Annotated in this window: 21 protein-coding genes; 13 read left to right on the top strand and 8 right to left on the bottom strand. The window is 44.3% G+C overall.

Features of this window, described 5'->3' with window-relative positions; all coding sequences use genetic code 11:
- Positions 1–408 precede the first annotated feature (408 nt).
- On the top strand, positions 409–873 hold the full coding sequence (locus ABDD94_RS01615; protein WP_345954417.1) for a BLUF domain-containing protein: 465 nt from the start codon (positions 409–411) through the stop codon (positions 871–873).
- A 61-nt stretch (positions 874–934) separates the two neighbouring features.
- On the opposite strand, the gene ABDD94_RS01610 is transcribed toward ABDD94_RS01615, so the two are convergent.
- A complete protein-coding gene (locus ABDD94_RS01610; protein ID WP_345954416.1) occupies positions 935–1,936 on the bottom strand; it encodes an SDR family oxidoreductase in 1,002 nt (333 codons plus the stop codon).
- A gap of 192 nt (positions 1,937–2,128) precedes the next feature.
- On the opposite strand from ABDD94_RS01610, the gene ABDD94_RS01605 reads away from it, so the two are divergent.
- On the top strand, positions 2,129–2,365 hold the full coding sequence (locus tag ABDD94_RS01605; RefSeq protein ID WP_345954415.1) for a hypothetical protein: 237 nt from the start codon (positions 2,129–2,131) through the stop codon (positions 2,363–2,365).
- Positions 2,366–2,472: 107 nt separating this feature from the next.
- Here ABDD94_RS01605 and ABDD94_RS01600 read toward each other — a convergent pair whose 3' ends face one another.
- From ABDD94_RS01600 to ABDD94_RS01590, 3 genes are all read right to left on the bottom strand, one after another.
- Entirely contained in the window at positions 2,473–4,038 is a 1,566-nt protein-coding gene (locus ABDD94_RS01600) for a hybrid sensor histidine kinase/response regulator (RefSeq protein WP_345954414.1), read from the bottom strand.
- A 26-nt stretch (positions 4,039–4,064) separates the two neighbouring features.
- The gene (locus ABDD94_RS01595) at positions 4,065–5,285 is read right to left on the bottom strand and encodes a HAMP domain-containing sensor histidine kinase (RefSeq protein WP_345954413.1); all 1,221 of its coding nucleotides are present in this window, start codon (positions 5,283–5,285) and stop codon (positions 4,065–4,067) included.
- Positions 5,286–5,641: 356 nt separating this feature from the next.
- Entirely contained in the window at positions 5,642–6,097 is a 456-nt protein-coding gene (locus ABDD94_RS01590; RefSeq protein WP_345954412.1) for a cytochrome c, read from the bottom strand.
- 241 nt (positions 6,098–6,338) lie between these two features.
- On the opposite strand from ABDD94_RS01590, the gene ABDD94_RS01585 reads away from it, so the two are divergent.
- From ABDD94_RS01585 to ABDD94_RS01560, 6 genes are all read left to right on the top strand, one after another.
- A complete protein-coding gene (locus ABDD94_RS01585; protein ID WP_345949565.1) occupies positions 6,339–6,971 on the top strand; it encodes a sigma-70 family RNA polymerase sigma factor in 633 nt (210 codons plus the stop codon).
- A complete protein-coding gene (locus ABDD94_RS01580) occupies positions 6,968–8,251 on the top strand; it encodes a hypothetical protein (protein ID WP_345954411.1) in 1,284 nt (427 codons plus the stop codon). Before ABDD94_RS01585 ends, ABDD94_RS01580 begins: the two co-directional genes overlap by 4 nt.
- Before the next feature lie 3 nt (positions 8,252–8,254).
- Positions 8,255–8,797: a YceI family protein gene (locus tag ABDD94_RS01575; RefSeq protein WP_345954410.1), complete on the top strand. Its 543-nt coding sequence runs from the start codon at positions 8,255–8,257 to the stop codon at positions 8,795–8,797.
- Between the two features lie 26 nt (positions 8,798–8,823).
- Positions 8,824–9,750 (top strand): DUF5777 family beta-barrel protein, encoded by a 927-nt coding sequence (locus ABDD94_RS01570; RefSeq protein WP_345954409.1) that lies wholly within the window; start codon positions 8,824–8,826, stop codon positions 9,748–9,750.
- A 24-nt stretch (positions 9,751–9,774) separates the two neighbouring features.
- Complete coding sequence (locus tag ABDD94_RS01565) at positions 9,775–10,230, top strand: Rieske 2Fe-2S domain-containing protein (RefSeq protein WP_345949570.1); 456 nt, start codon at positions 9,775–9,777, stop codon at positions 10,228–10,230.
- Between the two features lie 155 nt (positions 10,231–10,385).
- The gene (locus tag ABDD94_RS01560) at positions 10,386–11,282 is read left to right on the top strand and encodes an MBL fold metallo-hydrolase (RefSeq protein WP_345954408.1); all 897 of its coding nucleotides are present in this window, start codon (positions 10,386–10,388) and stop codon (positions 11,280–11,282) included.
- A gap of 121 nt (positions 11,283–11,403) precedes the next feature.
- Here ABDD94_RS01560 and ABDD94_RS01555 read toward each other — a convergent pair whose 3' ends face one another.
- From ABDD94_RS01555 to ABDD94_RS01545, 3 genes are all read right to left on the bottom strand, one after another.
- Complete coding sequence (locus tag ABDD94_RS01555; protein ID WP_345954407.1) at positions 11,404–11,961, bottom strand: ATP-binding protein; 558 nt, start codon at positions 11,959–11,961, stop codon at positions 11,404–11,406.
- 103 nt (positions 11,962–12,064) lie between these two features.
- Positions 12,065–12,829: a LytTR family DNA-binding domain-containing protein gene (locus ABDD94_RS01550; RefSeq protein ID WP_345954406.1), complete on the bottom strand. Its 765-nt coding sequence runs from the start codon at positions 12,827–12,829 to the stop codon at positions 12,065–12,067.
- Between the two features lie 14 nt (positions 12,830–12,843).
- The gene (locus tag ABDD94_RS01545; protein ID WP_345954405.1) at positions 12,844–13,872 is read right to left on the bottom strand and encodes a histidine kinase; all 1,029 of its coding nucleotides are present in this window, start codon (positions 13,870–13,872) and stop codon (positions 12,844–12,846) included.
- A gap of 201 nt (positions 13,873–14,073) precedes the next feature.
- On the opposite strand from ABDD94_RS01545, the gene ABDD94_RS01540 reads away from it, so the two are divergent.
- The 5 genes from ABDD94_RS01540 (at position 14,074) to ABDD94_RS01520 (ending at position 22,800) form a co-directional block, all read left to right on the top strand.
- On the top strand, positions 14,074–16,476 hold the full coding sequence (locus ABDD94_RS01540; protein ID WP_345954404.1) for an outer membrane beta-barrel family protein: 2,403 nt from the start codon (positions 14,074–14,076) through the stop codon (positions 16,474–16,476).
- A gap of 363 nt (positions 16,477–16,839) precedes the next feature.
- Positions 16,840–20,232 (top strand): isoleucine--tRNA ligase, encoded by a 3,393-nt coding sequence (gene ileS, locus ABDD94_RS01535; RefSeq protein WP_345954403.1) that lies wholly within the window; start codon positions 16,840–16,842, stop codon positions 20,230–20,232.
- A complete protein-coding gene (locus ABDD94_RS01530) occupies positions 20,232–20,618 on the top strand; it encodes a TraR/DksA C4-type zinc finger protein (RefSeq protein ID WP_345949578.1) in 387 nt (128 codons plus the stop codon). Before ileS ends, ABDD94_RS01530 begins: the two co-directional genes overlap by 1 nt.
- A 3-nt stretch (positions 20,619–20,621) precedes the next feature.
- Positions 20,622–21,227: a lipoprotein signal peptidase gene (locus tag ABDD94_RS01525; RefSeq protein ID WP_345949579.1), complete on the top strand. Its 606-nt coding sequence runs from the start codon at positions 20,622–20,624 to the stop codon at positions 21,225–21,227.
- A gap of 115 nt (positions 21,228–21,342) precedes the next feature.
- On the top strand, positions 21,343–22,800 hold the full coding sequence (locus ABDD94_RS01520; protein ID WP_345954402.1) for a hypothetical protein: 1,458 nt from the start codon (positions 21,343–21,345) through the stop codon (positions 22,798–22,800).
- 141 nt (positions 22,801–22,941) lie between these two features.
- Here the strand turns inward: ABDD94_RS01520 and ABDD94_RS01515 are convergent, their stop codons facing one another.
- A complete protein-coding gene (locus ABDD94_RS01515) occupies positions 22,942–24,537 on the bottom strand; it encodes a S41 family peptidase (RefSeq protein ID WP_345954401.1) in 1,596 nt (531 codons plus the stop codon).
- Between the last annotated feature and the right edge of the window lie 65 nt (positions 24,538–24,602).

Here is a 24,602-nt window from a genome sequence, read left to right as displayed (position 1 = left end):
ACGTTTTATTAGGCTGTGGCAAAGCTTATGCTTCAAAAACGGGCAAATAAGTAATTTTACCCCTTGGCTGGCCTGAATATCTGGCCAAAATGAACTTGCACAAAGAAGACAAGTTATAATCTAAAAAAACCATAAATATATTTGCTTGTATAATAAAATACCGGCTATGCACCCGGTATTTTGTTCTTGATGCTATTTTATACTTACGACAATATTGGGATACCTGCAAAGCGCTATTGAGCAAATCATTCTCGATATCCTGATCACTTAATTTATTTATTAGCTTATATCCCAAGCCTTCAACAACGATAATTGGAACAAAGACTAACTCTTTGCTATCTGTTAAAGCACCAAAGAGTACTGTATTCTTTCTTCATTGTTTAGGCTTTAATCATCTTAATTTTGAATATGCTCCACTGTTTAGTTTATGCCAGTAAAGCCGCCAGGCTTATGGAAAACGATGACTTACTTCATCTGTTACAGGAATCCAGAAACTGGAATGAAACGCACGGTTTAACTGGCTTACTATTGTACGTAGAAGGCCACTTTTTAGCCAATAACGAAGGGCGCTTTATGCAGGTACTTGAAGGTACACCTGATGAAATAAATCTCATTTTTGATAAGATAAAAACAGATGAGCGTCACCATCAGGTAACTGTTCTTAACCAGCAACCTATTGCCAAAAGGCATTTCAAAACCTGGAGCATGGGTTTCAACTCTTTGAAGCTGGAAGAACATCTTAATACGCCCGGATTTTTCAATCCTGATGATTATTTTAAGGATACCCCGGCTACACCAACTTTCAATGTAGCATTAAATTTCATGAAGACATTTTATGATATGAATCGGCAGTATGATTTTCATGGTCTATAAAAAAAAATAGCCGCACTTATTAACTCAGTGAGGCCATTTATTTCATATGGTTTTTTGCCGACTATGGCTGACCGGCACCGCCGGAAGATCCATAAACCTGACCGGTAGCATAGCTGGCATCACTTGCAGCAAGCTGCACATAAATAGAAGCCAGTTCTACAGGCTGACCAGGGCGGCCCATTGGCGTTTGTCCGCCAAAACTTTTCAATTTTTCCTGGGTGGCACCGCCGCTCACCTGTAAGGGTGTCCAGATAGGGCCCGGCGCTACGCCATTAACCCTTATACCCTTTGGCGCCAATTGCTTAGCTAATGATTTTACATAATTAGTAGTAGCTGCCTTGGTTTGTGCATAATCATACAATTCGGCCGATGGATCATACGCCTGCTCAGAGGTAGTACCTATAATGGCAGAACCCGGCTTCAGGTGTGGCAAAGCTGCTTTAATGATCCAAAACGGTGCATAAATATTGGTTTTCATGGTAGCGTCAAAATCGGCACTGGTTACATCCATAATGGTTGGGCGCGTTTGCTGGCGTGCTGCATTGCTTACCAAAATATCCAACCCGCCTAATTGGCGTACAGCCTCGGCTACCATTTTCTGGCAAAAAGCTTCTTCGCGTATATCGCCAGGTAGGGCTACAGCTTTACGCCCGGCAGCTTTAATTAAAGCAACCACTTCTTTAGCGTCGGCCTCTTCGGCTGGCAGGTAGTTAATAGCCACATCTGCTCCCTCGCGGGCGTAGGCTATGGCAGCAGCCCTGCCCATGCCCGAGTCGCCGCCGGTAATCAGCGCTTTACGCCCCGCCAAACGCCCCGATCCTTTATAGCTGGTTTCGCCATGATCGGGTTTGGGATCCATTTGGCTGGCCAGGCCAGGCCAGGGTTGCGACTGACTTTTAAACGGTGGTTTTGGATATTTGGTGGTGGGATCTGACAACCCCTCGGCCAGCGGCTGGGCGGTTAAGCCATTAGCTGCAAAAACCGGAGCTACGGCAGCCGTGGCCAAGCCTGCTCCTATCCCGCCGATTACTTTGCGGCGCGACATTTTATTTTCTTCGTTCATGACGTTTGTGCTAAGTATATTTAATTTAAAGTTAAACCCCGCATTAACGCGCTGGTTTTAAAAAGCTCAATAATTAGCCAATGTGCTTACTACCTACGGGAATAGTAAAGAATATAACAATCATTTAGATTAAATTATTTAAACCCTAAGAAAATACATTTGTTAAGAAGGATACATTTAACATATAGCACCATGGAAAATCAGCAGAAAAAAGAGAACGGTTTTTTGAAACCCATAGAGGCCGACAAGAACTCCGAGCCCAGCAACCCTAACATTGAAAGCCATAAGGAACAAAAAGAAGAGGGCTACCAGATTGCTATAGAAGACACCATGATTGGTTACGACGGTAACGAAGAGCAACTGGACATGGACTTAGGCAATAGCAACGCCAACGCCCAAAACAACAGAGGTGTTGATGATAACGACTAATTAGATCATAACAAAACAGGGCTTGTGCTTACTTGCTTATAAAAGCGGGTAAGTACAAGCCCTGTTTTGTTTTAGCTAACGGCCTTATTACCTTGCCGGCTGCAGGCTTACATTAACGGGATGGTGATGATAAATTGAGCACCATTATTGTTTTCGACTGTAATGTTGCCGTTGTGTGCGGTAATAAATTGCTTTACGATAGCCAGCCCCAAGCCCGTACCGTTACTTTTATCGCGGGTTACAAACGGTTCAAACAGCGTACGGCTAATGGCATCAGGTATACCCACACCATTATCTGCAATGGTGATAACAACCATATCCTGGCTTTTAACGGCACTGATATGCACAGCCGGATTGCCCACGTGATGGTCTTTCAAAGCCTCGAACGCATTATTAAGCAAATTGCCAATACTTCTTTTCAGCTTACTTTCGTCGCCCAGCACGGCCAAACTCTCCTGCAGATCCTGACTAAGCTTTACCTGCGCAGCATAAGGATGCACAGCCGATTGCTGAATCGCTGCTTCTATCATTTGCCTGATCTGTACGGGTTGTTTTTTTATGGAGGTCTCCCTGATGAAATCTAAAAAGTCGTCAAAAATTTCGGAGGCTTGGTCGGCGCTTTGTTCCAGCATATCAATCCACTCATCATGCGCATTTTCTTCGCGCATGAGCTGTGCAATTAATTTTATGTTTTTAACGGGCGAGCGCAGGTCATGCATCACCATACCCATAGCTTTACCCACGGCCGATAGCTTTTCCTTTTGCAGGAGTTTCTCATTAAGCTCGGCATTGCGTATAGCTTGTGCCGCATTTTGTACAAAAAGCTTGAGCAGGTACATGCGCTCGGTCTTTAACCGCTCTTGCTTTTTAAGTACAGCAAATACAGAGTAATCATCCATACGGGCAAGCACCAGCTCATCTATCTGTAAAACTTCTTCTTCATTTATCTTTATGTCTTTTACTCGGTTAACCAGCTCTTCCAGATTTACCCTCTCCTCCATAGCGCCAATGGAGATCACCTTCTCGTACGCGTAATCATCATGCAACTTACCCAACAGGGCCATGTCGGTATCTACTGAGTTGGCCAGTTGGTCGAGTATGTTTTTGAGCAGCGAATTGAGCTGATTTTTATTTAATCCGATAGAGGATATCGACTCAATTAGTTTTTCCAGATTACGAAGCCGGCTATAGTCTGTAACGGCTTTGGTTGCCAGCTGAATAATCTCTTCAGACGCATACGGCTTGCAATGATAACCTACGTTCTGACCTGCTTTTTCCACAATTTCGTCAATGGAACGATCGCTGTAGGCGGTAATAAATATAATTTCGGCTTTACTATCGTGCTCTCTTATTTTAATGGCCGTTTCCAATCCGTCCCAACCGGGCATGCGCATGTCTAAAAAGATGACAGCGTAAGGTGTACCGTTTTGAAGCGCTTTTTTTACTTTATCGAGTCCCTCCATACCGTTTGCGGCTTTATCAACCGTAAAAACAGGAATGTTGCTGGTACGCGGGGCAAGCAGCGGCCGCGGTGCATCAAACAGTATACTGGCCGCCTCGTTCATAAAATCATCATGCTGCGTGTTTTTAAGGGGAGCGAGTATTTCTTCAATATTGTCTCTTACCAACTCCTCATCATCAATCACCAATACAGAAGTGTTAATGTCGTTCATATCAAATTTTGTTATAAATATTTTATTTAGCTTTTAAACAGGATGGCTGTAGTTGCACCTTTACCAGGGCCATCGCTGGTAATGGTTATAGTGCCCGAGTGGCTTTCTATAATAGATCGGCAATTGTATAATCCCAATCCCGTTCCTGTACTTTTGGTAGTGTAGCCACGCTCAAAAAGGTGGGCACCAGTAGCCTCATCAAACCCTTTGCCGCTATCACTTATAACCAGGTTAACGCTGCCCTCTTGAGTGGTTAAACCAAGGTAAATGCGCTTATCTTCGGCATTTAAATCAATGGCTTCAATGCTATTTTTCAGAATGTTCAGTATCACCTGCATCAGCTTGGTACGGTCACCTTTAATAACCACACCTTCGGCCGGCATATCTAGGGTAAGTTTAATTCCTTTTTTATCAATAGCGCCAAATACCATAGCCCGGCAATCGTTAATAATACTGCGCAGGTTTACAGGCTTGCGCTCCTGTGCCTCATGGCCTACTACATACTGCCGTTGTATGTTCAGGATATCCTGTATATGCGCAATAATGTTAAGCTGGTCGGCAATGGAACGCTTAATTTCTGTTTGATGTTCTTCCTGACTTTTGGCTATACCTTCCATCAGGTTCACTAATGCGCCAGCTTTATCGGTACCTATTACCTGGCCAAAAGCCTGTTGCTGTGCCTTCATAAAACCAGCTACATTTTTAAGATTGGCAAGGTTGTTTTGTTCCATCATGCGGTTAATGCGGGTAAGGTATGAGCCAAACCCCACCACGGCGTTGCCAATATCATGCAGTACCTCCGATGCTATTTCGAACTTGCCCTGCGCTACCGCTTTATCAAGTTCGGCCTGTACCATAGCCTTTTCCTCGGAAACCTTTTCGGTAACATCTTCAAAGCTTACAATAAAGCAGTCGGCCATTTTACTAACCGTTATGCTGAAATCTTTTTCCACCAAATCCAGCTCGCCGGGATAAGAAAAATGGCATTGTTCGTTACCCATAATCAACCCGCCGGGTTGACTAAAGGCTTTAATAGCCGGCACAACCTTAGGATTAATGACATCCAGTATAGGGAAAATATTCTCTATAGACACGCTCAAAGCAGCAGTAAGTGGCTTGAGCAATGCAGTACCTGCCAGGTTTAAATTAACAATTTTTCCGCTGGCATCAATTTCGGCCAAGCCTAAAGGTGCATGCTGCATAATAGAGCGCAGCCTCAGTTCTGATGCACTTATTGAGGTATCCATGTAGTTTATAATTAATTAGGGGAATAAAGCATGAGAGCTTTATAAGCCTTATTACGTTAGCAACATAAAAAGGTTAGTGCTTACTTTTATTTTGAACCCGCACAGTATGGGATGTGTGCCAGCACCCAATGAGTAACCGAATATGATGTAGAAAATTGATGCAGATGGCAAGATGCCTGTAGTAGTCCGGATAGCAGTACTTGTCCGCTACAGCAGTGATACAGCTTAAACACAAAAAGATAAATTGCCAGTAGGGTTATGGCTAGCTCCTTGCGGCAGCTTTGAGACGTGATTATGCCGGTGTACCGGTGTAAAAAAGGGGCTGCCGGATCAGACAGCCCTTTTTGTTTTGATTGCTATTTAACCTTTTTGCGGGCTTCAGCCACTTCTGCTTCTTTTATAGCGTTGGCTTTGTTCCCAAAGCTGTTACGCACGTAGGTTAATACATCGGCAATTTGCTTGTTGCTCAAATGGGTAAACTGCGGCATTACGTTGGTGTAGGTTTCGCCTTCTATTTCTACGCCTTGCATGCCTTTTAATAAAACGCTGATCAGCCTTTGATTGTTCCCCAGTACATAAGCTGTTTTTACTAAAGGAGCGTTCATATTTTGTACGCCCCCGCCATCGGCCTGGTGGCAAGACAGGCAGTTTTGCGCATACACCACCTGCCCGCGCTGAATGGATGCTTTTACATCAGTTGCTGACGCGGCACCTGCTTTGGCCTTTACAACGGGCTTCTTTGTTTGCGCCTGCACCGATCCAAACATGGTTAATGCGGTAGCTAAGCTGATCATTAAATTTTTAGTGGTCATTTTTAATATGGTTGTATCCCTTACAAGTTTACGTTAATGTATAACAACACAAAGTAACAACTTCGTTTTAAGGTTTTAAGCTATTAGTTATTGTAGCTTTTGTGGCTCATTACTAATCAATTAAAATTATATTGCTGTTCATTTCAAATTATTTTCAAGGCGAAGCAACCCTTTGCCTTTTTGTTACGTGTTACTTATAAATGATGTGACCAGGACTATTAACGCAGTATAACCCAATTATATGGGAGAAGCAGACTTACACCAGCTGATTACGGCCTGCCAGCAGCAGGATCGCAAAAGTCAGAAAATGCTGTATAAGGCGTTTTATGGCTTTGCTATGGGTATTTGTTTGCGCTACGCGAACAACAGGTACGAGGCTGCCGAGATCATGAACCAAGGATTTTTGAAGATGTTTAACAACTTAAACAAATACGACGAATCGAGGCCATTTAAAGCATGGCTGGGGCGCATCATGATGAACATGTCGATAGATTACTATCGTAGTAATTTAAAAGTAGCCTACACCGAAGATTTAACCGAAGCTGAGCACTTAACAGATAACGAACTGCCTGATAAAAAAATTAATTACCAGGAACTGCTGGACATGATACAGCGTTTACCACAGGCTTACCGAACGGTATTTAACCTGTATGCCATTGAGGGATATACGCATGAAGAGATTGGCGAGATGCTGAACATTAGCGCAGGTACATCTAAATCGAACCTGTTTAAGGCGCGAGAGAAATTAAAAAAGATGATACTAAAAGCGGCTGAAATACCCGATGGTTTAAATGGCACCAATCAAACACAGATTGTAGCCATTAGCGCTGCCAACCTGCACTTGAGCTTTTTGAATAATGGTATAAGGCGATGAAAGAGCAAGAAGAAAAAGACCTGGACCATTTATTTAAGCAAGGGCTTACTAACCCCGACAAGCATATTAATTATGATGACCGGGACTGGCAGGCTATGGCGCAAATGCTGGATGCACAGGGTAAGCGCAATGGTTTAATACGCCGGTTGCCAGCCATCATAAGCGGTTTAGCGGCCATTTTATTAATCACGTTCGGCATGGTATTTTTTTGGCCCAAGCAGCCAAAGCACGAAAAAAACACAGTTAAGATTAAAAACCATAAACAACATCCCGGTACAAGCGACCAGGACAAACAGCACTTAGCTACGCCTCCCGCATTTGCAGATACTGGTATAAATAGGTTGAAGAGTATGGTTATGCGGGTTAAAGGCAGTTCGGCAAAAGCCTTGCTGAACGCATCTGCTGCGGTACCTGGTCGCTATGCTGCTGGTTTAAAAACAACGGTTGATAGCGGAACCATTGCTAAAACCAATCCCGATGCTGCAGGTAATACCCTAAGCCAGGCTAATGCAGATACCAGCCATAATGCAGCCGTATTAACTACCGGTGCAATGGTGGCTAACAATGCCGCTGTTAAGGCTAATAACGACACGGCCGCTACCGCAAACACAACCGTCGCTGTTAAAGAAACCCAAAAGCCAGCAATAAAAACCGCAGGCGCTAATTTACCCCTAACGTTAACCATTATAGCAGCGCCCGATTTTAATGGCGTAGGCAGCGCCTTTAACCGCACTAAAGTGGGCACCAATGCCGGCTTGCTGGTATCGGTTGGCATTAGCCGTAAGTTTACCGTTAGCACGGGGGCCATTTACGCGCAAAAGCCCTACATGGTTAATTTCAGCCAATATCAAAGCACTTATCAGTTTGGCACCCAGCCTACCGATGTTACGGCCGATTGCCGGGTGCTCGATATACCAATTAATGTAAGCTACCAGTTGTACAGTAAAAATAACCGCCAGTTAAGTATTGGCACCGGGCTTTCCTCCTACTTTATGCTGCGCGAAAACTATCAGTTTAACTACCCTACAGCCGGCTATTACAGCAACAAGTATACAGGGCCCGCCAGTTATAATATTAGCAATCAAAATAAACACGTGCTGGGTGTGCTTAACTTAAACGTGGCCTATCAGCAGCGCATTAACAATAGCTTTGGGTTAAACATACAACCATATATGAAAGTACCACTAACCGATATTGGCTATGGCCGTGTCAATCTGCAGTCTACCGGGGTGGCTGTGGGGTTAAGCTGGTACGTCAGTCCGCCGTCTAAAACAAAGTAGCTTATGAAACATATCGTTATGATTTTTATTGCCTGGATGCACATCAGCCAGGCGATACAGGGAGCCTATGTGTGTAAAAATGCCAGAATTAGCCTGTTCTCCAAGGCGCCATTGGAAGATATTGACGCCGTATCGCAAAAGGGCACCTCGGTATTTAACGCCACTACCGGCGATCTGGCTTTCAGCGTACCTATACGCTCGTTCCAGTTTCAAAAATCGCTCATGCAGGAGCATTTTAACGAGAATTACATGGAGAGCGACAAGTATGCCAACGCTTCCTTTAAAGGCAAAATACAACAGCTCCCCGCTTTAGATAAAGATGGCACTTATGCCATTACTGCAACCGGCGTTTTTGAGGTGCATGGCGTTAAGCAAAACCGAACCATCAACGGCAAAATAACGGTAAACAAAGGCGTAGTGAGCATGGCCTCGGAGTTTATGGTACAGTGCAAAGACCACAAGATTGAGATACCCACTATTGTGTTCAAGAACATTGCCGAAACCATACGGGTACAGGTAGCCGCTACCTACTCGCCTTACCAATAGCATTCAACCGCTCAAATTTATACCACATGAAAAAAATCCTGTTTACCGCCCTGCTGCTTACGGTGGGCTATGGCTGCCTTAAAGCTCAAACCTCATCAACCGATTCGCTCATGAATGCCCTGGCCAGCAGCGAAAAGAGCGAACCGGTATTAGCCACCTTTAAAGCCACCCGTCTCATTCTGTCCGAAACCTCTGAAACCATCAAGAAAAACAACCTCAACTTTATGGTGATTCACCGCTTTGGCGATGTAGCCGGAACAGATGGCGGTGGCAAAACCATGTGGGGACTGGATAACTCCTCAGACATATTGATTGGCTTTGAATACGGCCTCACTAACAACCTGGATATAGACTTTTTCAGGAGCAAGTACGAACAGTTACTGGAGCTTGGCCTAAAGTATAACCTGCTTCATCAAAAAACAGATAACAGCATGCCATTTGCCCTAACTGTAGTTGGCCGTACCGCCCTAAAACCTTACAGCGTGGCTACTAATGTGTATGATGATTACACCAACCGCCTCAACTATTTTGTACAAGCAATTATAGCCCGCAAGTTTTCGCCAAAGCTTTCTTTGCAAATAGCGCCATCCTTTTTACGCAACAACCTACCTTTCCCTTACCTGGCAGGCAATGAGCAAAACATTTTTTCGCTATCGGCAGCAGGGCGCTTAAAAGTTACCAAGCGCATGGGCATTGTGGTAGATTATGCGCATCCATTTTCATCCTTCCGCAAAAACAACAATAGCCCAGGGTTTTACGATCCGCTGGGCGTAGGTATAGAAATTGAAACCGGCGGACACGTATTTACCCTCAACTTAAGCAATGCGCAAGCCATATCGCCCATTAATTACCTGGCCGATACTGAATCTAATTGGAGTAAGGGTCAATACCGCATAGGCTTTACTATATCGCGTGTATTCAGCTTTAACGGAAAGCATAAAAGCACTTATTAAATCATTCGACTAAAATCTCTTGCAATGGAAAGAAAAGAATTTTTAGCCAAGTTTGGCATCACTATGGCAGCGGTTTGCGCCGGCTGCAGCTTATACTCCTGCGGCAGCGACCCTAAAGATGAACCAGCTCCGGGCGGCAACCCAGGCACCACACCCCCGCCAACAGGTGGCAGTACCGGCTTGTTTACTGCCAATCTGGATACAGAAATAAAAAATGTGGGCGATTTTAAGGTAGCCAGCGGCGTTATTCTGGTTAGGCTTGCGGCCGGCGCTGCCCCCGCGTCGTTTACCGCCGTACAAGTTGCCTGCACCCACCAAGGTACTTCTATTAACTACAACACAGCACAAGGGCGGTTTATATGCCCTAATCATGGTAGCCAATTCAGCACATCGGGCACGGTGTTACTTGGCCCAGCTGCACAAGCACTAAAAGCTTATACCGTAAGCATAAGCGGCAGCACCTTAACGGTAACCGCTTAGCCTTGTAATCTAAAAACTGTTTTCTACACCCATATGCTGAGCACCTGTTTGTGAAAACGACAGGTGCTTTTTCATATTTTTCTATTGTATGCCTTCCGCACTGCTTTTCTTAATAGTTTTTAATAACTTGGGCTCAACAAACCAATGTTCATCCTATGCAACGCCGTCGTTTTATTGCCAGTAGTTTATTATCAGCAGGGGCTTTGGCCTTAAGCAGTCAAAGTAGTTTTGCCTCGTGGCTTTTACAGCCCGCTTATAAATTTAAGCCCTTGCGCAATAACGTAGGTATATTTACTGAGCAGGGCGGCACTATTGCCTGGCTTACCAACAAAGATGGCATTGCTGTAGTGGATGCTGAGTTTCCGCCACAGGCCGAACATTTGATTGCCGAATTAAAGAAGCAGTCGGAAAAGCCTATTGAGTGGTTAATTAACACCCACCACCACGGCGACCATACCAGCGGCAACATTGCCTTTAAGGGCATTGCCAAAAAGGTAGCTGCCCATGCCAACTCGCTTGCCAATCAGCAAAACGTAGCCAAGGCGCAAAAAAGTGAGGAAAAGCAATTATTTCCGGATACCACCTTTACCACTGAATGGAAGGCAAAAGTAGGTGACGAAAACATACATGCTTACTATTTTGGCGCGGGCCACACTAACGGCGATAGCATGATACATTTTGAGCATGCCAACATTGTTCATACCGGCGATTTGGTTTTTAACCGCCGTTATCCTTTTGTTGACCGCACAGCAGGCGCATCTGTTAAGGCTTGGATAACCACATTGCAAAAGGCACAAAAGCAATTCAGCAAGGATACCCTGTTTGTATTTGGGCATGCCTTTGACCCGGAGAAAGTTACCGGCAGTATGGCCGATTTAAAAGCCATGGAAAACTATATGGAGCGCCTGGTTGATTTTGTAAACGCGCAAATTAAAGCCGGCAAAACTGAAGAGGAAGTACTGACCGCAACCAGCATACCTGGTGTAACCGACTGGCAAGGTGATGGCATCAAACGCAGCCTAACCGCCGCTTATGAAGAACTAAGCGCTTAAATTCGCCAAGAGATCAACTATTGCCTGGTCAGGTCTACGCTCATATGCGTGCAGCCTATTAGTCCAGGCTGATCCGCTCAAGCTCTTAAAAGGCGTGTGCGAATAAACGTAGCAGCGGTAGTTACAAGTCTGAAATTGAATCTCCGGCTTCCGAATTCAAAAAACCTTCAATAGCGGCAACTGCCGCGTCATACCGCGGCTGGCCAATGCCTGATATTACAACATAATTGGCATTTAATGCCTGTAGCTCCTGGTGCCAAACGGCCATAAAATGCTCCCGCTTAGTGGGAAAGTTGCGGAGCGGGTCATCCTGCCAGGGAAGGTCAATGTTTAAAAGGATGTAAAGATCATAGGTGTGCTTAGGCAGTTGGTCCAGCACCTCTTGCGGGGCACGGCCAAACATCTCATCGCTCCAAATTTTAATAGTAATAAACGTTGTATCGCAAATGAGCAGTTTGTTTGCCTTAGGCAGCAGTTCCTGCTCCAGGGCCAGCTGACCGTAATACATATTAATCTCATCCTGAAAAGTACAATCGCCGGTTAGTTGTTCACAATAGCCACGCGCAAACTCGGGCACCCAAACCGTTTGGTAGTGCTGTGCTAAATAAGCCGACATGGCCGATTTGCCTGTACTTTCGGGCCCCACAATCGCTATTTTGATGATATCTTGCTTATCCATTTTTACTTCACAGGTGATATAGCAAATATAGCAAAGTCTTAATGATGACGATAAACGACGTTTTTTGGTCGGGTTAGCGCTTTAAATTCTCCCTTCCGAGCGGCTATTCTTCCTTTATTATTTTATAAAACCCCTCACGGTAAGTTTCGCCAATGGGAATAGCCTGGTCTTGTATGTAAATGGTATGCCCGTCAACCATACGGATCTGATTAATATTGATAATGTACGATTTATGCACCCTGTAAAATGGCGGCTGGGGCAGCTGTGCATCCAGATCGCGCAGGGTTTGGTAAGTAACCATTCGCTGGCCCAGCGTAAACACCGATACATAGTTTTTCAGTCCCTCAATGTATAGAATCTCATCATAAGCTACCTTTAAAAACTTATTCTTGCTCTCCCCTTTAATAAACATATAGTTTGGGGGCAAAGCTGTTGGAGCAGACAGCGGGTTTTCGGGCAGCGAGGTTGAGGGTACCGGGAATTTTGCACCTCCCGCATCTGTACTTACTGGCGGCTGCAATTGATTAAATGCCTTTTGCGCCGCTTTCAAAAACCGGTCAAAGGCTACAGGTTTCAGCAGGTAGTCTATCACATCATGCTCGTAGCCTTCCAGCGCGTATTCCGGATAGGCGGTGGTTAAGATGACCTTGCATTTACTGCCGCATAACTTTAAAAACTGCATGCCGGTTAAATCGGGCATTTGTATATCCAGAAAAACCAGGTCAATATTTCCCTGCTGCACACGGCTCAAGGCATCGATGGCGCTGGTAGTGGTACCCGCCAATTGTAAAAAAGGCACTTTATTAATATAATCGGCAATTAATTTTACCGCATAAGCTTCGTCATCAACCGCCAGGCAACGTATCATAGGGCTAAAATAATTTATAAATCGATGTTGAGCGTAGTTTTATACGTAATCCCGTTATCGGCAATGAGCAGTTCATGATTGCCGGGGTAAATCAATTCCAGCCGGCGGCGTATATTAACCAGTCCTACTCCGCTGGAAGCATCTTTTTGATTGCGATTAATTTTGTTACTTACTATAAAGTTCAACCGGCTGCCAATCACTTTTAACTGTATTTTAACAGGCCGCTGTTCATCATCAACCACCCCGTGTTTAAAGGCATTTTCCACAAACGGAATTAACACCAGCGAAGCCAGCCGCTTACCGACAATGTCGCCTTCGGTTTTGAACTCCACATAAAAGTTATCCTCGAAACGCAGTCGGTAAATGTCAATGTAATTGTTCAGGTAGTCTACCTCCTTTTCCAGATCAATGCGTCCATCCTTACTTTCATTTAGCATGTAGCGCATCAGGTTAGACAATTTGATGATAGCATCGGCCAGCTGATCTGATACCGGGTAGGCCAGCGAGTAAATGTAATTGAGCGTGTTGTACAAAAAATGCGGATTGATCTGTGATTTGAGAAAAGCCAACTCAGCCTGGGCTTTTTCTTCGCGCAGTTGCTTGTTTTCATTTTGCTGTTGGTATGCATTTACTACTCCCCAAACCGCCGAGCCAAAGGCTATAGAAGGCAACCCGCGGTAAACGTTATCCCAAAAATAAAATATGAGTGTGGTATCGTCGGTATAATTGTGAAACCCGAAAATTAACGGGTATAGCATTTCCTCGAGCAGGTAGCGCGCCACGATGAAAACGAACGGCGATGCAATAGCGGCAATAACATATAGTAAACGGTATTTACGGCGTACCAACCCAGGCAGAACCAGCGCATAGGCATAGTAAAAGGTTGCAATTGTTGCCAGCGTATAACTGATTTGCAACAAAAAGCTCACTTCTATATGAAGCGTTTTGCCGCCTGGCTGTAAAAAGAAGCCACCAATAAATAAGTAGATAAAATAGGCCGCCCAAGCCAAAACATGGTATAAGACAACCCTGCGTTTATTCATGACCTAAAAGTACGGCAATTAACTGCCGCCGCTAAAATTTTTATATCAACCGCCCTTTTTGTAATGCAAACGCCTGCCCAAGTCCAAAACGCGAATGAATTAGTGTTTAGATAAAGTTTAAAGCTGTTGGGATAGTATACTTTATACACGCAACGCCCTGCTGCACTTTTGGATCATCAAGCACAACGTATTAATTGATCCATGAAAAAGATATTCATCCTAAGCCTTATCACAATTTGTAGTTTAACCCGCCTGGCCGTTGCCCAAACCGCATCTGTTAACGGGCAAATCAAATCCAGCAGCGAAACCCTGCCGGGGGCAACTGTACAACTGCTACACCTACCCGATTCAGCAGCCGTATCAGCGCAGATAGCCGACGCTAATGGCAACTTCCGTTTTACTAACCCTAAAAACGGAAGCTATGTGGTTAAAGCCGTTATGATGGGCTTTCAGAATACAACCAGCAATAGCTTCAGCTTTACCGGCCAAAGCATTACACTGCCAGCTTTGGTGTTAAAAAACAGCACAAAAGCACTCAAAGCAGTAACCATAAACGGACAAGTACCACAACTGGAGCAAAAAAGCGACCGCCTGGTGGTAAACGTAGAAAAAATGATCACCACAGGTGATAATGCGCTGGAGGTACTAAAAAAGGCGCCGGGTATTAAACTGGATAAAGACGACAACATATTATATCGCAACAACGGTGGCGTAAACATTATGATTGACGGCCGCATGACCTACATGAGCAGCAGCGAGGTAAGCAACTACTTAAAGTCATTACCAGCTAATGCGGTAAGTAAGATTGAACTGATTGCCAACCCGCCTGCCAACTTCGATGCCGCAGGTACCGCAGGAGTAATCAACATTATTATGAAACGTAACCGCCTGCAGGGTTTTAATGGTACAGCCACAGCTACTACGGTATACGGCACCTATGGCAAAGTTTTTGGCGGCGCCAACTTAAATTACAACACCGGAAAGCTAAGTTTTTATACCCGTGCAAATGGCGGCCATGCTGCCTCCTATAACAAACTCAATTTAGGCAGGCAAATAGTTACCGATTTATATAGCCAGGAAAATTACTGGCACCCCATTGGTGATAATGTCAGCTATACCTCCGGGGCCGATTATTTTGCTACAGCCAAACAAACTTTTGGTTTTATGTTCAGGGGTTACAACTCCCCACAAAATGCCAAAGTAACCAGCAACTCGGTTACCACAAACCAGTTAGGGCAGCAAATTGGTAGCGTGTATATGTTAAAACCGCAATACACCAACACCCGCACCTATAGCTTTAATGTGAATTACAGCTATGCTATTGACACGTTAGGTCAAAAGCTATCTTTCGATGCAGATTATGTTCGCAGCAGTAACATTAATAACGAAACTTTCAGCAACATATATTTTGATGCTGCCGGCACCCGCCTCGGCGATACGGTAAAGCAGAGAAATGACAATCCGGCCAAATACAATATCCGCTCTTTAAAAGTTGATTATGTTTGGCCTTTTGCCAAAACCTGGCGAGCCGAAACCGGCTGGAAAAGCAGCTGGGTAAGCACTAATAACAATGCCCGTTTTGAGAACCTCACTGCCGGCAATTGGATAACTGACCTGCGTCGCAGCAACCATTTTTTGTATGACGAAAACATCAATGCCGGTTACCTTACCTTTAATAAAACAGTTGGCAAAAAGTGGGAATTTAAAGCCGGAGTGCGTGCCGAGCAAACGGTATCAACCGGTAACTCTATTACGCAGCAAGAAGTAGTAGGCCGCAATTACTGGAAACTATTTCCCAGCTTGTTTGCAGCTTATAAAATCAATATCGATCATCAGCTTAATGCTTCTTACAGCGGCCGCATCAGTCGGCCGGGTTATAGCAACCTAAACCCATTCACTTTTTTCAGCGATCCGTACACTGCTATCAAAGGCAATCCGTACTTACAGCCCTCCTTCTCTAAATCGTGGCTCATGAGTTATACCTATAAAAGCTTCCAGGTGTTAAGCCTGAGCTATGTGCGGGTGAATAATGCTGTAAGCACCATCATTAGCCAAAACGACCAAACTAAGGAAAGCATTGCCACCTACCAAAACCTGGGCAATACCAGCAGCCTGAACGCCACCAGCGCAGGCAGCTTCAACATCAAAAAATGGTGGAACGTAACCGCTAACCTCGACGCCTCTTACGATAAAGTGAATACCATGACGCAAGGCACACCTTACCGTTCTGAACGCCTTTCGTGGTCGGCCGGTACCGACCAAACCTTTACCCTGCTTAAAAATTTCCGCATTCAGTTATCAGGTTATTATTATTCACCTTCCATATCGGGCTTGGCCCGCACTTTATCGGGCTCACAGATTGATGCTGCTATAAACAAAACGTTTATGGATAAAAAGGCTACGCTTAGCTTTAAAGTTCGCGATATATTCTTCGGTAACCGTTACCGTAGCATACTACAATACAATAATGTTAATACCACGTGGCAAAACGAGTGGGAGAGCCGCCGCTTTTCCCTTGGCTTTACCTACCAATTTGGCAACCTGAAAATTAAAACTGCGCGTAACCGTAACACCGGAGCTACCAGCGAAGAAAACCGGATGTAAAAGCACAAGTGATTTATATGCTCACTAACAGGAAATTCAGGCAACTGCTTTTGCACGCGCCCTCGGTGCACTTACGGTAATGTAAGTTACACTAATAAAAGCCAGTACGATAGCCGCAAGATCCGTTTAAATGTTACTTAAAACTTCGGCAATTCCAGGAAAGAGGTGCGCAAACGCACTTCAGGCTCTCCTGATGAACAAGGCAGAACGCAATAAAAAACAATAATGGTTATTACACCGCCCCCGTTTGCTAGGTTGAGCGATTGTTTAACTTAACTTTAACCATACTTTTCACATAACGGCTAAATTATTACTTTTAAAATCCGTAATTTTGCACCCTCTTTAATATTGTGGAAAACACTGATGTACAAGGAATATAAGCAATTAAATTTATCACAGATAGGCAAGGACGTACTGGAGTTTTGGAAACAGAACAGCATTTTTGAAAAAAGCATCAGCACCCGTCCGGCCAGCAATCCCTATACTTTTTATGAAGGCCCGCCATCGGCTAATGGTATGCCCGGCATACACCATGCTATGGCACGTTCCATTAAAGATATTTTTTGTCGTTACAAAACCTTAAAGGGTTACCAGGTAAAACGCAAAGGCGGCTGGGATACCCACGGCCTGCCTATTGAGCTGGCGGTCGAAAAATCGCTCGGCATTACCAAAGACGATATCGGCAAAAAGATATCCATTGAAGATTATAACGAAGCCTGCCGCAAGGAGGTAATGCGTTATACCGACATATGGAATGACCTCACCCTTAAAATGGGCTACTGGGTTGATCTGGAAAACCCTTACGTAACTTACGAGAACAAATATATTGAAACCCTGTGGTGGATATTAAAGCAGCTTTATAACAAGGGCTGGTTATACAAGGGCTATACCGTACAGCCTTATTCGCCCAAATCGGGCACGGGCTTAAGCTCGCACGAGCTGAACCAGCCGGGCACCTACAAAATGGTGAAAGATACCACCATTACGGCTCAGTTCTTTTTAAAGAACGACCAGCAGCACCCGCTTATGCAAACCTTGTTTAGTGAGCCGGGTGAGGAAACCGCCATTTTAGCCTGGACCACCACGCCGTGGACACTGCCATCTAACTGTGCGCTGGCCATAGGCGAGGATATTGAATACGTAAAAATCAGTACCCTTAACCCCTACACCTTTAAACCGGTTAGCGTAGTACTGGCCAAAGCACTGGTAAATAAATATTTTAAGGCCGAGGGCGAAAACGCATCTTTTGACGAATATAAAGAAGGCGATAAGGTTATTCCGTGGGCGGTTAAAGCCGCCTTTAAAGGGGCCGATTTAGTTGGTCTGCGCTATCACCAACTCATGCCTTACGTCACAAATGCTGAGCTGGAGCAAAAAGCTTTCCGCGTTATTCCGGCTGATTTTGTAACCACTGGCGATGGCACGGGTATCGTACACACCGCATCTGTTTTTGGTGCTGATGACTTTAGGGCTTGTAAAGAGAATGACGTACCATCTGTAATGGTACTTGATGAAACCGGCAAAGAAGTACCGCTGGTGAACAAGCAAGGCCGTTTTGTGGATGAAGTAACCGATTTTGCCGGCCGCTATGTTAAAGAAGAATACTATACGCAGGCAGAGCGCGATGAGCAAGGCTTTAGGCCAACAGATGTGCTCATCTCCATCAAACTAAAAGAAGACAATAAAGCCTTTAACGTACAAAAATATGAGCACAGCTACCCGCACTCGTGGCGTACCGATGAGCCTATTTTATACTATCCGCTGGATAGCTGGTTTATTAAAACCACTGCCGTTAAAGATAAACTGATAGAACTGAACAAAACCATCAACTGGAAACCAGAAGCTACCGGTACGGGCCGCTTTGGTAACTGGCTCGAAAATTTAGTAGACTGGAATCTTTCTCGCTCACGCTACTGGGGAACGCCGCTACCTATTTGGCGCGAAGAAAACGGCAACGAAGAGAAATGTATTGGCTCCATTGAAGAACTTAACAAGGAAATTGCCCGATCAATAACTGCTGGCTTTATGCCCGAAGGCTTTAAGCTGGATGATATGCACCGCCCTTATGTGGATGATGTGATACTGACTTCCTCAAACGGCAAAAAGATGTTCCGCGAGCCGGATCTGATCGACGTTTGGTTCGACTCGGGCGCTATGCCGTATGCACAATGGCACTTTCCGTTCGAAAACAAGGAAGCATTTGCCGACGCCTACCCGGCCGATTTTATTGCCGAAGGTGTTGACCAAACACGCGGCTGGTTCTTTACCCTGCACGCCATAGCGGTTATGCTAAGCGAGGCCAGTGATGAAGTGAAAGCGGTTAACGGACTGGTACAAAACCAGGGCATTGCCTTCAAAAACGTGGTATCTAACGGATTGGTGCTGGATAAGAACGGCAACAAAATGTCTAAACGTTTAGGCAACGCAGTTGATCCGTTCGAAACGATTGAGCAGTATGGTGCCGATGCTGCCCGCTGGTATATGATCAGCAATGCATCGCCGTGGGACAACCTCAAATTTAATATTGAAGGTTTGGATGAAGTGCGCCGTAAATTTTTTGGTACGCTTTATAATACTTATTCTTTCTTTGCACTTTACGCTAATATCGACAAGTTTGACTATAGTCAGCCCGAAATTGAACTGAGTCAACGGCCAGAGATTGACCGCTGGATACTTTCGTTACTTAATACCTTAACGCAGGAAGTTGACGGTTACTTTGCCGATTTTGAACCAACCAAAGCAGCCCGCGCCATTCAGGATTATGTTGATGCGCACTTGAGCAACTGGTACGTACGCCTGAGCCGCCGCCGTTTCTGGAAATCAGACAACTCTGCCGATAAAATATCGGCCTACCAAACTCTTTACACTTGTTTGGTTACAATATCTAAACTGATGTCGCCTATTGCGCCGTTCTTTGCCGAGCGTTTGTATAACGATTTAAATACAGCTACTGGTAAAGAGCAATTTGAATCGGTTCACCTGGCCGACTTCCCGGTTTACCATGCCGATTTGGTGGACAAAGAACTAGAAGAACGTATGCAACTGGCACAGGATATTTCGTCACTAACACTATCGCTACGGAAAAAAGTAGGCATCAACGTGCGCCAGCCTTTGAGCAAAATATTACTACCCATACTAGACAAGAACTTTGAGCACCAGGTTGACGAGGTAAAGGAACTAATACTATCTGAAACCAACATCAAAGCCATTGAATACATTACCGATACTGCAGGCTTTATTAAACGTAAAATAAAACCCAACTTTAAAGCGTTAGGCCAAAAGGTGGGTAAGGATATGAAAGCCGTAGCCGCAGCCATAACTGCTTTTAGTCAGGAAGATATTGCAAAATTAGAGGCAGATGGCCAGATACAAATACCTGATACCCATTACCTGATACTACCTGCTGATGTTGAAATTATAGCAGAAGATGTACCGGGATGGCAGGTTGCAAATTTGGGAAAACTAACCGTAGCTTTAGATGTTACCCTAACCGACGAACTAAAACAGGAAGGTATTTCGCGCGAGCTCATCAACCGTATACAAAACCTGCGTAAGTCTAACAATTTTGAAGTTACCGATAAGATAAATGTACGCCTCAGTAACCATCTGCTAATCAGCAATGCGGTTAAAAACAATTTATCCTATATTTGCGCCGAAATTTTAGCCGTTGATATTCAATTAGTTGACAGCCTAACCGAAGGCGAAGCAGTAACTATAGAAGATATAGAAATAAGAATTTTAATTAATAAAGTATAATGAGCACACCACAACCAGAAAAAACAAGATACTCAGACGCCGAACTACAAGAGTTTAAAGAACTGATACTGGATAAAATTCGCATTGCCCGCGAGGAGCTTAATGCTTTGGCTTCATCACTAAGCAACCCCAACCTGAATGGTACTGATGATACCGCAGGTACTTATAAAACACTGGAAGATGGCTCTGCCACCTTAGAAAAAGAACAGATTAACCAGCTGGCTGCCCGCCAAAAAAAGTTTATTGAGCAATTAGAGGCTGCTTTAGTACGTATTGAAACCAAAAGCTACGGCATTTGCCGCGAGACTGGTAAACTAATACAAAAAGAGCGCCTGCGTGCCGTGCCTCATACCACGCTGAGCATGGAAGCAAAACTGAAGCAGTAATACATGAAGGCATCGTACACTAAACCTTTCCTTTTAGCGCTGTTGGTAATAGTGGCCGACCAGTTAATTAAAGTATGGGTACGCAATAATATGAGTATGGGCCAGGAAATACATTTTCTGGGCGATAGAGGCATGTTACTGTATACCGAGAACAATGGTATGGCCTTTGGCTGGGAGCTTGGCGGAGTAGCCGGCAAACTGGCTCTGACCATCTTTCGTATTTTTGCGGTAGGCGGTATTGGTTATGCCCTCGTTTACCTTATCAGGCATAAATACCACCGTGGCCTTATCCTTAACGTTGCCCTTATATTTGCCGGTGCGCTGGGTAATATTATCGATTCGACCTTTTATGGCCTGATATACGACTATGCCCCCATATTTCAGGGCCGTGTAGTGGATATGTTTTATTTCCCTATTATACAGGGCACTTTCCCGGCCTGGATGCCGGTATGGGGCGGTGAGGAATTTAAATTCTTCAGACCTATATTTAACTTGGCCGATTCGGCCATATCGGTAGGCGTTATTCTGATTCTGATTTACCAGAACCGCTACTTTAAAAAGGAGGAAGAAGAAGTAAGCAGCCCGCATAGTGAGGTGGTAGAAGAGTAACACTCCATATATACAGGTAATACAAAATAATAAAGGCCGCTAAGTTAGCGGCCTTTATTATTTTGTATTATTCATACCTTTTTGATAGGTTAGTAGCTCAATACTCCCTTATCACATGTCAAAACTATTGTCACTTTTGCTGCTTATTCCGTTTTTTGCAGCAGCCCAAACGCAGCCTGCTGTATTGCAAGATTTTAAAAAAGGTATCAAAGCGATTTCCACCTCATTTAAGGTGAACGATGAAACCAGCATTATGCAAATTAATGTTGACAATAAAAGCTTCGAACTGCTTGCAATTGATAAACAAATGAACACCTTATGGAAAACCGAGTTACCCGGCTATCCACAGGACGCTGTTAAGTTTCAGGATAAGGTTTTTGCCCTGGCTACATTCAAAAACCCCAAGGCAAATGATGCCCACAATATTTACAAAGGCTATTTAATAGACCCGGCCACAGGTAAGATACTTCTGGAAAAAGAAATTTACGAAGGTTCGGAAACCTATTTTGACGAATGTTATTTTTCGTACGACAAAGTACACTCCTTGTACAGAATTACTGCAAGACAAACCAAGCAGGAACGCCGGTCATTTGTCCAATCCAGCAAGCAGAATAACCTGACCACGCAAATTACAGTAATTGATATTAACGATCGGCTGGAGCCGGTAAAGCGCTTTAACACCAAGGTTGAAGAAGGCCTTTTCCTTTCAGCCATGTCAAACAGTAAAGGCGACTTGTTTTTAGCATGGGGCAAAGGTAAAAGCACCATCAGTATACAGAAATACGATTTCGGTCAAACTATTGGATCCAAACCGATTGAAACAGATTTGGACTTGCGCAATAACATAGACATGGCCGACCTTAAATCGCATTTAAGCTTTAATGTATCATCAAGTAACAGCGATGCCGTTTTTGTTAGTGCCCTGCACGAAAATTCGAATAAAGACGTACAGTTATCCGTAATTAAAATGAATTTTCTGAATGGCACCAAGCAAACAGTAAATGAATTATTTAACAATGATCATATTAAAGCACTTGAAAAAGGATATGAGCCATTTGATAAGAAAATGGATGACCCTAATTTAGGGAGCGCAAAAAATTTAGAGATAAGATACATGGCCGAAAGCAGTGGCAAGCTTGTAATTGGTATGTCGGGCCGCTATACATCACCATCGAGCATAGGAAACGGCGTATGGGTTAATGAAAATTCCACGTTGATTAATTGCTATAATGATGATCTAAAAATCATTTTCCAGCAAATGCTCCCTTCTAGCTATGCTATCCCAAGCAGGTCATTACCCATTGGCTACCATATCGAGTCGAATAAACTGTACATGATCGCTAACAATAAATCAGGGTTTGTTAAATTGAATGCTTTATTCGGCGTACTTAACCTTACAAGCGGCAAATGGGAAAGAATGGAGTACCTGTCTAAAAAGAAAATTGACAATTCTGACTATGCAGAAGGCTATTCTGCCCTGTGGTTTAATAATACCTGCCTCATACCTTATATTTCTCCCAAGGGGCTAATGAATAATAAGTACAACATCTCACTTCAGCAAAATGCTTTATAATAACAAGAGCCGCCCTATTAGCGGCTCTTGTTATTTCATAGATAATACTTATGCAACTGGTTTAAGTTTATACATCCATATGCCCACCATGGTGGTACATTATAACTCATAAAGTAAAGCAATCAGTTAAGCCACTAACTCTTAGTTCAAAGCTGCTACAGCCTTCATTACGCCGGCATCGGTTTGGTTCATGATGCGGTAATACCACTCATTGCCCCATTTAAACCGGGCGGCCTGGGCTTTGAGCAGGAGTTTTAAATAATTGCGGGCCGTGGCTACTTGGTGAGGGTCTATATTCTTAACCGCAGCATCTGCGTAAGTAATAAAATTATTTAATTCAATATCGTTAACTGTGTAGTACTTGGCAAAGTCGGCAGGTGTTGTGTAGTTTTTAAGCACGCCCTGCATACAGTCAACCACATAGCCAGAGAAAAGCTGGTTGCGTGCCAAATCTTGTATAAGCGGCACGTTTACGGCAGCATCCTCGGGCACAAAAACATCGGGCATGATACCGCCACCGGCGTAAACCTTTTTGCCTGCGCTTGTATGGTAGGCAACCGAATTATTAAAAGAGCTGTCTTCCAGGTTATTTTGGGCCACATACAGTTCGCCCTTTTGCAAACGTTCCGCAAGTTCATTACGGTAGTTATCGGTACCTTTTTTATATGATTTTTGTATGCTGCGGCCAGATGGTGTAAAATACCTGGCCACCGTTAAGTTAAGCGCAGAGCCATCGTTAAAGGGAAACTGCTCCTGTACCAGGCCTTTACCAAACGAGCGCCGGCCAACAATTACGGCTCTGTCCAAATCCTGCAAGGCGCCGGCTAAAATTTCGCTTGCCGAGGCAGAGTGCTCATCAATTAAAACAGCAAGCTTGCCTTCCTCAAACAAGCCCGAGTCGGTGGCAAAATAGTCGGTACGGGGTTCATGCTGGCCTTGTGTATAAACAATCAGCTTTTTAGCTGGCAAAAATTCATCGGCCAGCGCGGTTGCCTGGTTAAGGTAGCCGCCACCATTGCCGCGCACATCCAGCACCAGTTTTTGCATGCCTGCCTTTTTTAATTTCTTTAATGCAATTTTAAAGTCGGCGTCGGTAGTGGAGCCAAACTTGCTTATTTTTATGTAGCCGGTGGCGGGCGCGGTTAAATATGCAGCATCCAAACTGCTCATGGTTACATGGCTTCGCCTAACATGGTAGTTTTTTACAGTATTATCAGACAGGCTCAGCACACCTAATTCAATACCGGTGTCATTTTTACCGGCAAATGCCTCGTTCACTTTATCGCTGGTTAAATGCGTGCCCGAAAAAGGCTTGCCGTTAATCGTCACAACCCGCGAACCATTGGGCAGCCCGGCCTTAGCCGCCGGGCCGTTCGGGAAAACCTGGGTAACAAACAACGTATCGCGAAGTAATTGCGATTCAATGCCAATACCGTCAAATCCGCCTTCCAGCCTTTCTGCCAGGGATTGTGCTTGTTTTTTTTGTAAATAAACCGAGTGTGGGTCGAGCTTTTGCAGCAGATTATTGATTGTAACACCCTCTACACTGTCTACATCAATAGAGTCAACGTACTTTTTTCGCACCAGCTGCATGATCTTATCCAGCTTGTTTTTGTCTGAGGTAACAATGGCGGCGTCATCAGGCTCATCCTGGCGATTGTTCAACAGCAAACCAATGGCCATACCGGCGAGTAATAAGATCACCGATCTGAAAATAATACCTGCTGTTTGCTTCATAGATCCCTGGTAACAAAAATACGTATTTGAAAGCGTTTTGTGTTCTTGAAGTTGACGGATTTTTA

It is taken from the genome of Mucilaginibacter sp. PAMB04168 (genome assembly GCF_039634365.2).
Lineage (GTDB): Bacteria > Bacteroidota > Bacteroidia > Sphingobacteriales > Sphingobacteriaceae > Mucilaginibacter.
Note: the sequence above shows the minus strand (reverse complement) of the source record. Positions and strands in the feature narration are given on the sequence as shown.